The following is a 13,937-nucleotide window of genomic DNA, read 5'->3' as shown; positions in this document are numbered from 1 at the left end:
CCATGCTTCGCGCTCAGGGATGCCTTACGTTTGTTGACAGCTGCTTTAACTTCGGCTTCTCCACATGAAGGAAAAAATGGGGAGGAAAAAATGGGGACAGACCACGTTTTCGGATCATTATTAAAACGTGGTCTGTACCCATTTCACATTCCTTGCCGTTGGACTGCGTTGTGTAAGACATCGAGACGATCTGTGAGCCCTGCGCCATCAGCTCATAAATCCCCGCGACCTTGCCTTTGACGACCTCGGACCAGGTTCTGGTGTGCTGACAAAGGGCGTCCGGATCGAGAATTTCGTTCTCGGAATCCGTTAGAACAATGGAAATGGGCTCACTGGACTTGGCGTACATAACGAAACCACCAGACCATTTGCCGAATGCGTAATATAGGTGCGGAGTTCGACCTTCGGAAATGGGGACAGACCACGTTTTTCGGATCATTACTAAAACGTGGTCTGTCCCCATTTTACACCATTTCACCGCTCCGAATTTGATTCACAATTTAATTAACATAGCCACAAATACCATCACTCAACTTAGGGCGAACATTGATTTTTCCGTTAAATTTCCATGTAGACAACAATCTACTTTCACAAAAACTTTTCTTTGAGAAATCATAATAAAACGCAACCAAATCATTAACAGAAGCACCTAAACCTGGAGAAAAAACGTTAACTTTATAGTAAACATCCGGACCTTCCGGTCCGCCGGAAAAGTCTATTTCAGCCGCCCCTATAAATTCACACGGGGCTCCGCCATAAGCTCCATAGAGACCGCCATTAGAAAATATAAATATAGAGCAGTTTTTTATGCTTTCGTCAAAAATTATTGCACTTACATATGCGCCATTAAAACCAACCGTACCACTAGGCAAAAAAAGCATATCTTTGAGTTTTACTTCATTCTCCGTTGAAATTTTCAACTGCAAGGCCTTTGGAGGAACTACTACCTCAGGACCGGTATCGCCATAAGCGAAAATGCTGACCAAACAAAATAGAATAAATAGAGCAATATCTTTTTTCATGATGGGCAACTCATTGCAAACGGCACAACCACATACTGTCTTGGAATATTAAAATAATCATAGGACTCGCGTAACAAATAAATTTTGCCCCCTTTTCGCAGCCCCCTCCGATTACTCATAAACGAGGGCACAACACGTTTTAAACCATTCATAACCGTGCTCTGCTCACATTTGACTCGACGCATTTGGTGATCATCACCAGCTATTATTTAAAAATTTCTACTCATATCCGAGCACTCCGGCACATTAGCAAGAACTTTGCGACTACCGTAGTTAAAAACACATACTGGATTTTTAAAGCTGCCTCGCATTTTTTTACAAACACCGCCACTCTTTTCCTTATAGACACACTCCTCACCTGAAATAATCAACTCCTTGCCCGGTGTCAACGTTAATATCTCTCGCCCCTCTATACGATATATACTTTCGTATATCGAACCACCAGATTGCTGAATATCTTTGTAACTTCCGTCTTGCAGTTCGGATGCACCAGCAGGAACGGAGCCAATATACATAGCTGAACCGTCTTTAATTGAAGCAACGAAGATCATGATTTGAGAGTTAAGCCCCATGTCTTCGCTGGTGGGGTAAGAAAATATAAGGGGTGTGCTAGACTGATTCAATGATGCTCTATAGATGTAATCAGACTTACACCCTCGGTCCGGATTTTCAATAGCGAAAGCCCCGCCTTCGAAAGAAAGAGTCAGTCCACCCTTAGAATCCACGCTCTGGTCAAAAACCTTGCACAGTAGTTGATATTCAGTCGGAACAGCTACAACCAAACCAATATAAGACACCAACAAAACTATAATCAGCCTAGTCATATTAACCTTTAAACATCGAGCGCAACAAATAAATCTACTCCCCCTTTCCACCATCATTAAAAACGTATACTGCCCATCTACTCATTGAAAATTACGTTCAATAAATCAATAGCAAAAAATGATTTGGGGCAGAAACCACGTGCCCGAACGCGCCTTACTCTGAATCGCCTTCGTACTTTTGCGATTCAGGATTAAATCGCCAGATGTGCTGCGTCGTTAACGATTCCCCATTCTTCTGCTGAATACTGCCGTCTGAGCTTCGCTTATAAGAAAACGCCTTAATATCTCTAAAACCTTTATTTCGATCTTCGCCCTGCCCCATAACTTTAACATCGGCAAAATATGAAGCACCTAATGACTTAAGATAACCATGACACTGGAGTAAAAAACTAAAAACTTTATCGCCACTTGACCCGACACCTGTTGAAGCTTCAAAGATGAAATCGTCATTACCGTCCTGATTTAGATCAACGGTGTAAGCGATACGCCCGTGATCCACTAAAAAATCCTTACCTTCCTGAGTTGACAATACTTTCGTCTTACCGTACCCAAGATTCCAATCAGTAATAAAACTCTTCGAGTCTTGCTCTGGATTACATATCTCGCCCACAGAAGACCATGCGATAGCAGGACACAAGATCATCAACAGAAAAAATATTTTCATAGATCATACATCCATAATGAAGCAGTTTCTGCCAGTTCTAACCGCGCCCTGTGGGAGATTTGCACCATACTGGATCGCGATAGTAACGGAGTCGTTCAGAGTGGAACGTGGGGACAGACCACGGTTTTCGGATCATTACTAAAACGTGGTCTGTCCCCATTTCACCATCAGCGCCATCGCCGCCAAATTAGCCGACGATGTCGAAGGCTCAAACCGCTCCGTAGCGCTGGCCCTTAGCCGAATCGCCGATGGTGCGCAGCTCATGGTGGAGCGCGCGCTGGATCATTTTGAAGAGTTGATCGCGGCGAGGCAGGACGCGAGGACGTAAAAATAGGTGCCTGGGGACGGATTGATCTGAAAATCCGTCCCTATTCCACTGTGCGTCTAGTTTTTGCTAGGTGTCATAGCCTCAAATGACGATCGAATATCAGATAACTTAGGATCACCTTTTAGATTCGACCTAGGTACACATGCCGAAAACTTGACCGTGGCACCTTTCACACCTTTCAGTCCATAGAAACAGTCGATCCACAATCCATTTTTTGTCAAAGAGAATTTTTTCTCAGCAGTAGCAATATCTTTCTCGGAGTCCCAAAGCATGAAAGGGGACATCAATACCCTGATTGCAGCGGAACCCGATGCCGTTGAATGAGCAAGATCTACCTTTCCCGTTTCCGACGCTTGCTGCAGCGCTTCATCCGTGGCGTAACTATATATATATTTACCATTCATATCGAAGCGCCCAGATGCAGCCAAGCTCTTTTCAAATGCAACAGGTTCAATTAGGAAAACATTCTCCTCCGTCAAAATATCTGGTCTTAAGATAACGTTCGAAATCAATTCACCATAGCAAACTTCACCTTCAGCTTTCACACTTAATATAAAACCAGGAATATCCGGAATTGAAACCCCACACATATCAAGCGGCTGTGACTGAGCCGACGATAAGACTGCGATTAAAGAAAACCCAGTGAGACGCATGAAGTTTTTCTTCATTACAAAGACCTTTTATGAAAAGCACTCGGGGGCGATGAAACCAACTCTGAAAGAAAATAGTATGCATGCTTGAAGAAATGCCTGCGCCTCACGAGGTGAAGAGTCATCCTGTTTACTTGTCGGGTCAAGCTAAGGATTTTAGTGTCCGCTGCTGCCAGTCCCGCAGCCGTACTTAGTTCGGTTCCGCTAAGAGCGTCCGCCTCTCTGTGTATATTTTTTACACCTCTTAATACATATGCCCCTGCGGAATTCCTGTCCCGTAGGTCCTCTTTCACCCAATAGTATCCTGCACTATCACATGCATTATCTGCCACATCTGAAACGTCCAGATGAGCGGTACCTGAGACGAAGCTTTTGCCACGATAAGTACCGTACTGCGTGTAAAGCTCACGACCGGTCATTTGAATAACACCTCGCCCAATGTATTTTGGGCCATCTCCGGGACTGCAATTACCGATAGGAGACAAAGTCAGTAGTCCTGGCCCCCACTCTGGAACCGCTCTTTGAATGTTAACATTACAACGCCCATCATACCCTCGGGTAAAGTAATCTTGATTTCCGTACTCCCGCGTAGTTCTCAATAAGTCGGTTTCTGTCAACGCTTGCGAAAACAGAGCTGACATTCTCTCCGCAGTAGAAAAATTGTACTTCCTCATCATCCTATTAAGACTCAAATGCATTCCCGCAGGGCGATATGCTTCTTGGTTACCAAATCCTTCGAGAGTAAGCCTAATTTTTACAGTGGAATTATCTATTTCACCAGGCGCATCTGCTCTAATTGTTGGTATTACCTGCATCATTTCATCTAAACTAAGCCAACCACACTGTCGAAATAAAGCTACAAACTGCTTTGGAGGAAAATGCCAGTGTTCAGCACCAATGCCTTCTAAGTTAGCGTCTTCCCAGAACGCTAAAGCCTCATAGTGTTTTTTTAGACGCTCGTAGATCTCACTCGAAACGATGGGAGTCTCCCCGTTAGTTAACCAACTGAATCTCTGGGCGAAATTTTCCTTCTTCCATTCAGTGGGGAACTTACACACCAATCGACCTATTCTCGCATACATCTCGGGCTGGCCTAATAACGCTCGACACCGCTCACGCTCTTCCGAAGTTTCTGGCGCATTTTCGATACCAAGCAAATCCAAAACCGTTTTAGACTGGCAGCGGCCATCCCCGTTATTGTCGTCATCTATCAACAGCCAGCCTTGCCAATGGGGAAAATCTGCATCGCTGTACATTGTGATTGTTGGACCGTTTAGATTTATCCAGCCAATTCCATGTGGCGACGTTATTTTTCGCCAATGGGCACAATCTGCCGGCTGTAAAATATCTGAACTTAGCACTCGCCCAAACCTTAGCAATTCATAACCAGCGCTTGTGCAATTCGGATACGACTTCAACGCGTGCTTATATAGATTATATTCATAGTCAGACTCATCAGCACGCTCATCCTGCAGCACACCGGACTCATTAAATACCGACAACTTGCACTGCCCTCGCCTGTAACTTATCCGAAGAAACAGAGTCTCTTCAGGACGATATATTACAGCGGATGTATTCACTGAGCTCTTAGGATCTGCAGGTCTATCTTCGTACAATATTGCTTCGGGCGGCAATTGAAAATACATATCCCCCCAACAGCTATCCGTACGCCCACTACCACTTCCCACTTTGCTAGTTGATCGACCTGTGATTTTTGATATTTGATCTTGACTACAAATTATTTCAAAGTGAATCTTATTGCGCTGACCATATACACTACCAGCGACACCCAATTTATCTTTTCGGTATACGCGCAGGCCTACGCTGATGTTCGCAATAGAAATGGAGGCCAGGTGCATATAAACTGAATAAAAAACAATTTTTGCTTGTTCACCCTCACCAATATCTGTTTCGTGCTTTATTACTAAACATCCATCATCGGTCCACCCTCCTCCATAGTTAAGTGCATCAGAGGTTAGATCAGTAGATGGTTTACGAAAATAAGCGATTTTCCCATCGGCAATAGCGCGAACTGGCAAAAAACCACCAGTACCCTGGGGAGCAGTTAGATGAACCCCCCCATGCCAACCCATATCGTAGCTTACTGGAAATGCGCCGTTTCCTGGCTCCCCGGCGATCATAGCTCTATCTAGATAGTCGTGATCAGTCTCATTAGCAACGCTTGCAGGTATAAAAGGAGGGCTAATTAACATTAATATGATCCATTTCTAATCAATTCAGATTCATAGAAGTCAGCTTTACAGCGAGAATGGATAATCCACTTCGGGATTAGACTCTTCTGGCGCATTCGCTATCGCCTGCCCCATCAAACTCCCCGCCTTATCCTTATCCGCCGCCCCCGGCAGCACCGGCGGTTTAATCCCGATCCCGGTCCCATTCCCAGGCGAGCCACCAGCATTAATCTTCACCACCGGCCCAACCACCGTCACGCCGCCGCCATCGAGTTTGATAAAGCTGCCACCGCCAAGAATGGTCAGCTCAGTTCCCGCCTCAATAACGATCTTGTCCCCAGCCTTGAGGTGTATCTCTTTCCCGGCGCTGGTCAGTTGCGCGGTGCCCAGTTTGATGTGCTGGTTCTGCCCAACTGTCAGGTGATCATCGATTCGCGCTTCAACCTTGCGGTCGGACACTGTGGTGCGGTGTTCTTCGGCCTTGAGTTCGGTGTAGGTGTTCTTCTCGACGGTGTCGTGGCGTTCGTTGCCGACCCGAATCTTCTGGTCGTGCTCGATGTTTTCATCCCAGTCGCGTTGGGCGTGGATGTAGATCTGCTCGGCGCCTTTTTTGTCTTCGATACGCAGTTCGTTGTAGCCGCCGCCCCCCGGTGAGCTGAGGGTTTTGAAGACGCTGCGGGTTTTGTTCGCCGGCAAGGCGTAGGGCACCGGGTTTTCCTTGTGGTACAGGCAGCCGGTCACCAGGGGTTGGTCGGGGTCGCCTTCGAGGAAGGTGACGAGGACTTCCATGCCGACGCGCGGGATGCTGATGGCGCCGTAGCGGTCGCCGGCCCAGGAGCTGGAGACGCGCAGCCAGCAGCTGGTTTTGTCGTCGGCCTGGCCTTCGCGGTCCCAGTGGAATTGCACCTTGATGCGGCCGTACTGGTCGCAGTGGATTTCTTCGCCTTTGGGGCCGGTGACGTGGGCGGTCTGGCTGCCGAGGACGCGCGGTTTCGGGTGTTCGAGGGCCGGGCGGTAGAACACGTCCCACGGGGTGGCGAGGAAGGTGTTGCGGTAGCCCTGGTGGAAGTCGTCCTTGTTGTCGGTGGTGTCGCTGGTCACGCCTTCTTCGAGGACTTGCGGCTGTTTGCCTTCGTGGACGATTTCGGTGAGCAGCCAGAGGTCGTTCCACTCGGTGCGCGGGTGGTCGGACATTTCCAGGAAGTGGCCGCTGACGAGGCGGGTCTGGTCGCTGCGGCCTTCGGCCTGACGATAGTCGGCGCGGTGGCGTTCGAGGGCGCGCTGGCTGAGGAATTTGCCGCGCGCGCGGTCGATGAAGCGGCCGGGGTAGTCGTAGTCTTCCAGATCCGGTTCAGTGCTTTCGCCTTCTGGCTTGTATGCCGCTTCCATTTGCAGGCGCGGCTTTTCAAAGTCGTAGTCGCGACGGGTGACGCGGCTGGTGCGGGTTTCCAGGCGCAGTTTGAAACCTTTGATCACCAGTTCGTCGGCAACCATGCCGCTGCCTTGCACGTACGCGGTCGGCTGGCCGAGTTTCTGGAACACGGTCTGGTCGTCGCCGAACACCAGCAGGTGGCCTTTGGGGGTGTGCTGGAAGTGGTAGTGAATGCCTTCTTCTTCGCACAGGCGCTGGACGAAGTGCAGGTCGGTTTCGTCGTACTGCACGCAGTAGTCGCGATCCGGGCACGGCTGGCTCAGCTGGAAGTTGTAGGCGTTGCCCTTGATGCCGTGTTCTTCGAGGATAAGCGCGATGATTTTCGGCGCCGACATCTGCTGGTAAATGCGCTGGTTGGTGCGGTGATGCAGGTATTGCAGTTGCGGCACCATCGACACTTTGTAGCGGGTCAGGCGCTTGCCGGCATCGCCCTGGGCGACGCGGTAGATCTGCCCGTGAATGCCGGAGCCTTGTGGATCGAACGCCAGGAATGCCTGTTTGTGCAGGAGCTTTTCCAGGTCCAGATCGGGGTTTTCGCTGACCAGTTCGAGGTCGAAGCGAAACGGCTGGCTGATGCCTTCGGTACCGGTGAACGCCAGCACTTGCAGGTCGCCCACGTAGTCTTCGACCTTGAGGCTGAAGTGGGTCTCGTTAGCTGAGTTGAACATTGTGTGCTCCCTGTTCGAATGTCATCCGTTACGCCCGAAACCGCAGACGTTGCAGCCAGGATGAAGTGGCGCCCAAGGCGTCACGCAGTTGTTCGGCAGTGATGGTGCGTTCTGCCGCATCGAAGCTCAGCGCAGTTTGCAGCGCTGGCCAACAGTGTTTCGGTAAGTTCTGCGGGGCTTGCAGTTCGCGCTCCAGGTGCTCGTCGCGGGCCTGGGTCGAGGGCAAGCGGCGGAACGGGTGTTTGCCGCCCGCCAGTTCATAGATCACACAGGCCACGCCGTATACGTCCGCGCTGGCCGACAACGATTGGCCCTCAAGCAGTTCGGGGGCGGCGTAGCCCGGGGTCCAGGCGTTGAAGCGTTCGCGGCTCAGGTGCGGCAGGCCGGGCAAGGTGCCCTCTTCTGCCTGGCCGAGACCGAAGTCGAAGAGGCGCAGGCCGTCTTCGCTGAGCATGACGTTGCTCGGTTTCATGTCGCCGTGCAGCACGCCGCGACGGTGGGCGTAGGCCAGCGTGTCGAGCAGCGGCAGGACGATGTCGCGCAGTTCTTTCCACGGCAGGCCGAGTGGCCGCTCGCAGAGCAATTTGTCCAGGGTCAGGCCACGCATGTATTCCATGGTGATGAAGGCCCGCTGGCAATCGGTGTCGACTTCAAAGGTGTGCGCGCGCACAACGTTGTCGTGGCGCAGGCGTCGGGTCAGGGCGAACTCGCTGTAAAGCAAGGCACTGGCGTCCGGCGATTCGGCAAATTCTTCGCTGAGGATTTTCAGCGCGATGTAAGGGTCGGGATCGCCGAACTGTTCGTGCAGCAGATCCCTGGCCCGGTAAACAGCGCCCATGCCGCCGGCCCCGAGCAGACGCTCGAGGTGGTAGCGACCGGCGAGTACGTCTGGCAGTGCACCGATGCTGGCCTTGGTTGGCGCCAGCAAAGGCTCTGCGTTGTTAGCCTTGGCGAAGGCGAAGTAGGTCAGGTTGTTAGCCTGTTCTTCGCTCATCAGCAAGTCATCGATTGGCGATTCGATTTTGCTCATTGGCGGATCACCACGGCTGTCAGGTTGTCGCGAGCGGAGCCGCGCAGGGCGCCGTCGAACAAACGTTCCAGCGCCACGTGCGGCGCACTGAGGCTGAGGGCGTTGCCGAGGGCATCGCTGCTCAGGCCTTGGTACAAACCATCGCTGCAAAGCAAAAACGCATCGCCCGGATACACCTCAAGTTCCAGCACATCCAGGGTCAGTGTTTCGGCGGCGCCAACGGCTCGGGTCAAGGCCTGAGCCGCCGGGTGCGCGGCCGCCTGCTCGACGCTCATTTGCTGTTCGTCGATCAGTTGCTGCTGCAGTGAATGGTCCTTGGACAGCTGATACAGCCGCTGCCCGCGCCACATATAGCAACGGCTGTCGCCGGCCCAGATGCAGGCCGCGCGATTGCCTTCCACCAGCAGCGCCACGACGGTGCTGCCCATGATGCTGTCGTGACGCCCGGCGGTGACCGTCAACTCTTGCCCCAAACGCCGGTTCAGCCAGTGCAGGCACTGGCGAATGGCTTTGAGGCGTTCGTCGAAGTCCTCGTGTTGCGGCAGTTCAGCCAGGCTGGCGACGATCAACTGGCTGGCGATGTCGCCACCCTGATGACCGCCCATGCCGTCCGCGACCACCCACAGCCCCTGCTGCGGATTGTCGAGGAAGGCATCTTCGTTGCGCGCCCGCACCTTGCCCGGGTCGGTACGCGCCGCGCTGCGCCAGGGACTGGCCACCAGCATCAGAGCTGCACCGGCATACGGAAGGTGCGCAGCACGCCCATGTCGAACGGGTTCGGCGTGCGCTGGCTGGTCAGCAGGTAGTTGGCGCGCAGGCCGCCCACGTCAGCTTTCAGCACCAGCACGTCGCGACCGCTCAAGTACTCGGTCTGCATCAGGTCGAACAGACGGAACAACGACCATGGGCCGGAGTTCTTCTCGATGCCGATCGGACGCCCGGCCATTTTGTCCATGACCAGACTGGTACGACCGTCTTCAGCATCGGTCGGCCATTTGAACGACATTGGCAGGATCGGGCCGTGACGGTATTCCATGGTCTTGTCGCCGAACTTGAACTCGGAGCGACTGACCGCCGGGTCGAGGGTGTACGGCTCAAGCTTGAACTGCACGGTCGGCTCGGCCGGGTTGATCGAGAAGAAGCTCTGGCGAATGGTCAGGGCTGCCGCCATCTGGTCGAGATACATCTTCGACACTGGCAGGCTGTGACCGTCGATGCTGCGCATGCGGTAGTTGCCCGGATCACCGCTGACGAACGGACGCATGTAGCTGTCGAAGAAGCGGTCGACGGTACCTTGAGCCCGGAAGAACTCGCGGAAATCGCTGATCGCCACGTCGCTGGTGCTGCTGGCGCTGAACGGATAACGCTTGCTGATGGTCTTGCCATACACGCTGTACAGCTCGTTCTGATAACGGCCGTTCAGATATTGGTAAGCATCGTTGAGCACCAGACGCCACGAGTCTTCGGCCAGCACGTTGAACCACACGCTGAGCGGACGCGGCAGGCGACCCGACGCGGTGCGCAGGTTGGTCAGCGCATCACGCTGGCCGCTCATGCGGGTTTTCGCCATTTCAAACGCGGCTTGTTCCGGCGTACTGGAACGGGCCAGACCGGACAGTTGCAGTTGCAGGTCGTTGAGCGCGCTGAGGGCCGGCGTCAGGTCAGCGGCCGGGCCGTTGTTGTCATCAAGCAAACGATGCAGCGGCTCGAAGCGACGTTGCAGCGACTTCTTCGCGGTGTCCGGCAGGTTTTTCGCCACGGCCATCGCCGAAGCCTTGTCCGCTACGGCCGAGGCCAGTTTGCCGACTTTACCCAGCTTGCCCTTCTGCCCAGCCAGTGCATCGGCAGCGTCACCGGCTTCATCCACCGGATCAGCGGCGGCCGGGAAGCGCGTGTTCTCGCGTACTTCAGTGAGCAATGCCAGCACCGGCGAGTTGGCCGAAGTCAGGCCCGCCAGTTGCTCGGCGCCTTCACCGGCGTCGCTGATCGGTGGCAAGGCCACCTGGCCAACGGCCTCGCTCCAGTAGTTGGCGTAGTCGCGGAAGTACAGTTGCTCCAGTTCGACCATCAGGCGACGCAAGTCCATGTCGCTGATGCCCGCGCCTTCGCCCAGCACCCAGTTGTCACGAAGGATGTCGGTGACCAGCGCCGAACCCTGCACCGAGAAGTACTGCTGATAACCCTGTTGGGTGTAGAAACCCGGGATCACGTATTCGGTGCCGATGAACAGCGAGCCCTGTGGGCCGAGGTGTTGGCTGAAGCGGTATTCCGGCAGGTTGCGCGCCTGCTCGCGGAGCATGCGGTAGACCACGGTGGCCAGCGATTCGGCACGCAGAACCTGACGTGCCTGCGTCACCAACTGATCGTTCAGCGGGTAGATGAACGGCTGCTTCAGCAGGCGCTCAAGGTGAGTGGTCAAACCGTTCTGCACGGCGGTGTTGCCGGTGTAGCGCTGCGACCAGTCAGTGGCGACCCAGTCCTTGAGCCACGCGGCGTCGCGACGATCCTTCATGTTCAACATCAGGTACGCACGCAGGCTGTTGATCAGCTTTTCGCGGTCCTTCATGTTGGCGCGGATCTGCCCTTCGAGCGTGGTTGCAACCCGTGGCAGCAGTTGCACCTCAAGCTCGCGCTCGTAAGCCGCTTTGACCACCGGATTGACGTCTTCGCCCTGATACAGACCACCGCGCTCGTGATACGAAACGTCGCCCTTCTTCGGGAAGGCCTGCGTCGCGGCGTAGCTGGTGTCGAGGGTTTTCAGCACGCCCATCGCATCATCGCGCGGGGTCAGTGCCGAACGCTGCTGAGTCCAGTTCTGCGCCAGTGTGCGCAGGTTTTCCAGACGCTCGTAGTTGGCCGAGAAACCGCCCGCCCAGAGCATGCCGAACAGTGCCAGTGCTGCGAGTGCGCCGACGTACAACGCACGCTGGCCCCAATGAATGCGGCTGCGCTCACGCTTGTCCAGACCGGCCAGATCGGCCTCGGGGAAAATCACCTGGCTCAGCAGGTGATGGATGAAGCGCGAACGACCGCTGCGCAAGGTCGGCAGCACGCCGGCATTAATGCCGAGGTTGGCGCCAATGCCAGCGGTGGTCGAATCCATTTCCTGGGTCAGGTGCGGTGCACTGGTCAGGTAGAAACCGCGCAGTTGCGTTGCACGCTGATAGCGGTTGCCGGTGAATGCCATGTCGACGAACAGGCACAGACGCTCGCCGATCTGCCCCAGTTGATGCGGGAAGTCGAGGATGCGGCCACGGCGCTGAGTGTCGCGCTCGGAGTGCATGCGCATGATCACTTGGCTATTCAAGCGACGCAGCAGTTCTTCGAACTCGTTACGCAGCACTGCCACGTCGGTGCCGACCTGTTCCTTGCGGAAACTGGTGCCCAGTACCTGATCGCTTTCTTCGCGGGTCAGTTGATCGAAGAACTCGTCAAAGCCGAGCAGCTTGTCAGCCTTGCTCAGTACCAGATACACCGGCACATCGACGTGCAGCTTCTGATAAACGTCTTGCAGACGAGCGCGGACCTGGCGCGCCAGCACATCAATGTCCTGCTCGGTGCCACCGGTCAGCGATTCCACCGGAATGGTCACCAGCACACCGTTCAACGGACGGCCGCGACGACGCTTACGCAACAATTCCAGCAACGTGCGCCAGGCACTGCCGTCGACTTCCGCGTCAGGCTGGGTGGTGTAGCGGCCGGCGGTGTCGATCAGCACACCGTGGTCGGCGAAGTACCAGTCGCAATGACGGGTGCCGAGGGTGTCGCGGGTCAGCTTGCGGTCGATCTTGTTGATCGGGAATTCCAGACCGGAAAAGTCTAGCAGGCTGGTCTTGCCGGAGGCTTGCGGACCGATCAGCAAGTACCACGGCAAGTCGCTGCGCCAGCGTTCGCTGCGGCCGCGATACAGGCTCGAGGTTTTCAGGGTTTTCAGCGCGTCTTTGAAACGTGCCTTCAACTCCTTCTGCTCGTCGTCGATCTGCTCTTCGCGGCGAATACGCTCCTGGCCGTCTTCGGTAGCCTCGACTTCTTTCTTGCGCACACCGGCGCGCCAGCTGACGAAGACCATCGTCAGGCCCCAGATCAGGAACAGCACGCTGATGGTCAGCAGACGCGAGGTCGCGCCCTCCCAGAACTTGTAGTCATCCACCGCCAGCAACGGGCCGACGAACCACACCAGCAGCGCCACGAACAGCACCAGCAGCAGGGTCCAGACCCAGGTCTGGCGCAAAAAGGCGCCGACTTTCTTGAAAAAATTCTTCATCACACGTCCCTGTTTACGGCTGCGACTGCGGCTGAACCGCGGCCGGATCAAGCGGCTGATAAGGTTGCAGAACGGTTTCGCGCTGCTCGCCCAAGACCCAGGCGAAGCCCGAATACATCACCACCAGGCAGACAAAAGTGAACAACACCACCATCCACGCCGGCACGATGCGCACCAGGCTGCGACGCTGATCGTTGAGGCCTTCCCAGTGCGGCGACAACTCACGCGGCACGTCGCCACGCAACTGACGGATCTGCCGGTACAAGGCGTCACGGATGCCTTCGAGTTCGAGCATGCCGCGTGCCTGCACGCGGTACTTGCCCTCGAAACCGAGGGACAGGCACAGGTACATCAGTTCGAGCATCGGCAGGTGCTTGACCGGGTTTTTCGACAGCCGATCGAGCAACTGGAAGAACTTCTCGCCACCGAAGGTTTCGTTGTGGAAGCTGCTCAGCAGGCTCATCTGCGACCATTCGCTTTCGTTGCCCCACGGCGTGGTCACGACAGCTTCGTCGACCACGGTGCAGAGCACGTAACGTGCGGCCATCACCTGGCTGCTTTCCGCACCGTTGTGCAGCGCACGCACTTCAAACAGTTTCAGCCCGGCGGTCAGGCGCTCGTTGAGCGCGTAGAGGTCTTCGCGGGTTTCGCTGTGCTTGAGGCGCACCACTTCCGAAAGCAGTTCGGACGATGCGGCCACCAGCGAATTGAGACTGATGTTGAACGCTTCCGCCGGGCGCAGGCGCGCGGCGTAGATCATCCGTTCTTCCAGTTGCTCGAAGCGCGGCGGCGCGGCGAAGTCGGTCAGCGGACTCGACGCCGGGCCATGGCCCTGACGGTCGAGCAGGACGGTTTTGTCGTCC

Annotated in this window: 11 protein-coding genes and 1 pseudogene; 1 reads left to right on the top strand and 11 read right to left on the bottom strand. The window is 54.8% G+C overall.

Features of this window, described 5'->3' with window-relative positions; all coding sequences use genetic code 11:
- Positions 1–13: 13 nt before the first annotated feature.
- The 4 genes from ACIONG_RS22525 to ACIONG_RS22510 all read right to left on the bottom strand — a co-directional run bounded on the left by ACIONG_RS22525 (position 14) and on the right by ACIONG_RS22510 (position 2,510).
- Positions 14–349: a hypothetical protein gene (locus tag ACIONG_RS22525; protein ID WP_401302776.1), complete on the bottom strand. Its 336-nt coding sequence runs from the start codon at positions 347–349 to the stop codon at positions 14–16.
- Between the two features lie 151 nt (positions 350–500).
- Positions 501–1,022, bottom strand: a complete 522-nt coding sequence (locus ACIONG_RS22520) for a hypothetical protein (RefSeq protein ID WP_401302775.1) — start codon at positions 1,020–1,022, stop codon at positions 501–503.
- A 209-nt stretch (positions 1,023–1,231) separates the two neighbouring features.
- Entirely contained in the window at positions 1,232–1,819 is a 588-nt protein-coding gene (locus ACIONG_RS22515) for a hypothetical protein (protein ID WP_401302773.1), read from the bottom strand.
- Between the two features lie 181 nt (positions 1,820–2,000).
- Positions 2,001–2,510 carry a hypothetical protein gene (locus ACIONG_RS22510; RefSeq protein ID WP_401302771.1) on the bottom strand — a complete coding sequence of 170 codons (510 nt, stop codon included), beginning with the start codon at positions 2,508–2,510 and terminating at the stop codon, positions 2,001–2,003.
- A gap of 163 nt (positions 2,511–2,673) precedes the next feature.
- On the opposite strand from ACIONG_RS22510, the pseudogene ACIONG_RS22505 reads away from it, so the two are divergent.
- Positions 2,674–2,838 (top strand): annotated as a pseudogene (locus ACIONG_RS22505) (DUF6124 family protein); the annotation flags it as partial.
- 56 nt (positions 2,839–2,894) lie between these two features.
- Here the strand turns inward: ACIONG_RS22505 and ACIONG_RS22500 are convergent.
- The 7 genes from ACIONG_RS22500 to icmH all read right to left on the bottom strand — a co-directional run.
- A complete protein-coding gene (locus ACIONG_RS22500; RefSeq protein WP_401302769.1) occupies positions 2,895–3,506 on the bottom strand; it encodes a hypothetical protein in 612 nt (203 codons plus the stop codon).
- Positions 3,506–5,701 carry a hypothetical protein gene (locus ACIONG_RS22495; protein WP_401302767.1) on the bottom strand — a complete coding sequence of 732 codons (2,196 nt, stop codon included), beginning with the start codon at positions 5,699–5,701 and terminating at the stop codon, positions 3,506–3,508. Before ACIONG_RS22495 ends, ACIONG_RS22500 begins: the two co-directional genes overlap by 1 nt.
- A 45-nt stretch (positions 5,702–5,746) precedes the next feature.
- A complete protein-coding gene (locus tag ACIONG_RS22490; protein WP_401302765.1) occupies positions 5,747–7,780 on the bottom strand; it encodes a type VI secretion system tip protein VgrG in 2,034 nt (677 codons plus the stop codon).
- Between the two features lie 28 nt (positions 7,781–7,808).
- Positions 7,809–8,810, bottom strand: coding sequence for a serine/threonine-protein kinase (locus ACIONG_RS22485; RefSeq protein ID WP_401302763.1), 1,002 nt, complete (start codon positions 8,808–8,810; stop codon positions 7,809–7,811).
- Positions 8,807–9,535, bottom strand: a complete 729-nt coding sequence (locus tag ACIONG_RS22480; RefSeq protein ID WP_103302641.1) for a PP2C family serine/threonine-protein phosphatase — start codon at positions 9,533–9,535, stop codon at positions 8,807–8,809. Before ACIONG_RS22480 ends, ACIONG_RS22485 begins: the two co-directional genes overlap by 4 nt.
- Positions 9,535–13,074, bottom strand: coding sequence for a type VI secretion system membrane subunit TssM (tssM, locus tag ACIONG_RS22475; protein ID WP_401302761.1), 3,540 nt, complete (start codon positions 13,072–13,074; stop codon positions 9,535–9,537). Before tssM ends, ACIONG_RS22480 begins: the two co-directional genes overlap by 1 nt.
- A gap of 13 nt (positions 13,075–13,087) precedes the next feature.
- On the bottom strand, positions 13,088–13,937 hold an 850-nt coding region (gene icmH, locus ACIONG_RS22470; protein WP_401302759.1), incomplete at its 5' end, for a type IVB secretion system protein IcmH/DotU.

The sequence above is a fragment of the Pseudomonas sp. NPDC087817 genome, from assembly GCF_044742875.1.
Classification (GTDB): Bacteria; Pseudomonadota; Gammaproteobacteria; order Pseudomonadales; family Pseudomonadaceae; genus Aquipseudomonas.
The sequence above is the reverse complement of the archived record's forward strand: the minus strand, read 5'-3'. Positions and strand labels throughout refer to the sequence as shown.

What these genes read in the sequence shown, in the direction of transcription:
- ACIONG_RS22525 (WP_401302776.1), bottom strand. Translation starts at nt 349, where the DNA reads ATGTACGCCAAGTCCAGTGAGCCCATTTCCATTGTTCTAACGGATTCC.
- ACIONG_RS22490 (WP_401302765.1), bottom strand. Translation starts at nt 7,780, where the DNA reads ATGTTCAACTCAGCTAACGAGACCCACTTCAGCCTCAAGGTCGAAGAC.
- ACIONG_RS22495 (WP_401302767.1), bottom strand. Translation starts at nt 5,701, where the DNA reads ATGTTAATTAGCCCTCCTTTTATACCTGCAAGCGTTGCTAATGAGACT.
- ACIONG_RS22520 (WP_401302775.1), bottom strand. Translation starts at nt 1,022, where the DNA reads ATGAAAAAAGATATTGCTCTATTTATTCTATTTTGTTTGGTCAGCATT.
- ACIONG_RS22485 (WP_401302763.1), bottom strand. Translation starts at nt 8,810, where the DNA reads ATGAGCAAAATCGAATCGCCAATCGATGACTTGCTGATGAGCGAAGAA.
- ACIONG_RS22480 (WP_103302641.1), bottom strand. Translation starts at nt 9,535, where the DNA reads ATGCTGGTGGCCAGTCCCTGGCGCAGCGCGGCGCGTACCGACCCGGGC.
- tssM (WP_401302761.1), bottom strand. Translation starts at nt 13,074, where the DNA reads ATGAAGAATTTTTTCAAGAAAGTCGGCGCCTTTTTGCGCCAGACCTGG.
- ACIONG_RS22510 (WP_401302771.1), bottom strand. Translation starts at nt 2,510, where the DNA reads ATGAAAATATTTTTTCTGTTGATGATCTTGTGTCCTGCTATCGCATGG.
- ACIONG_RS22500 (WP_401302769.1), bottom strand. Translation starts at nt 3,506, where the DNA reads ATGAAGAAAAACTTCATGCGTCTCACTGGGTTTTCTTTAATCGCAGTC.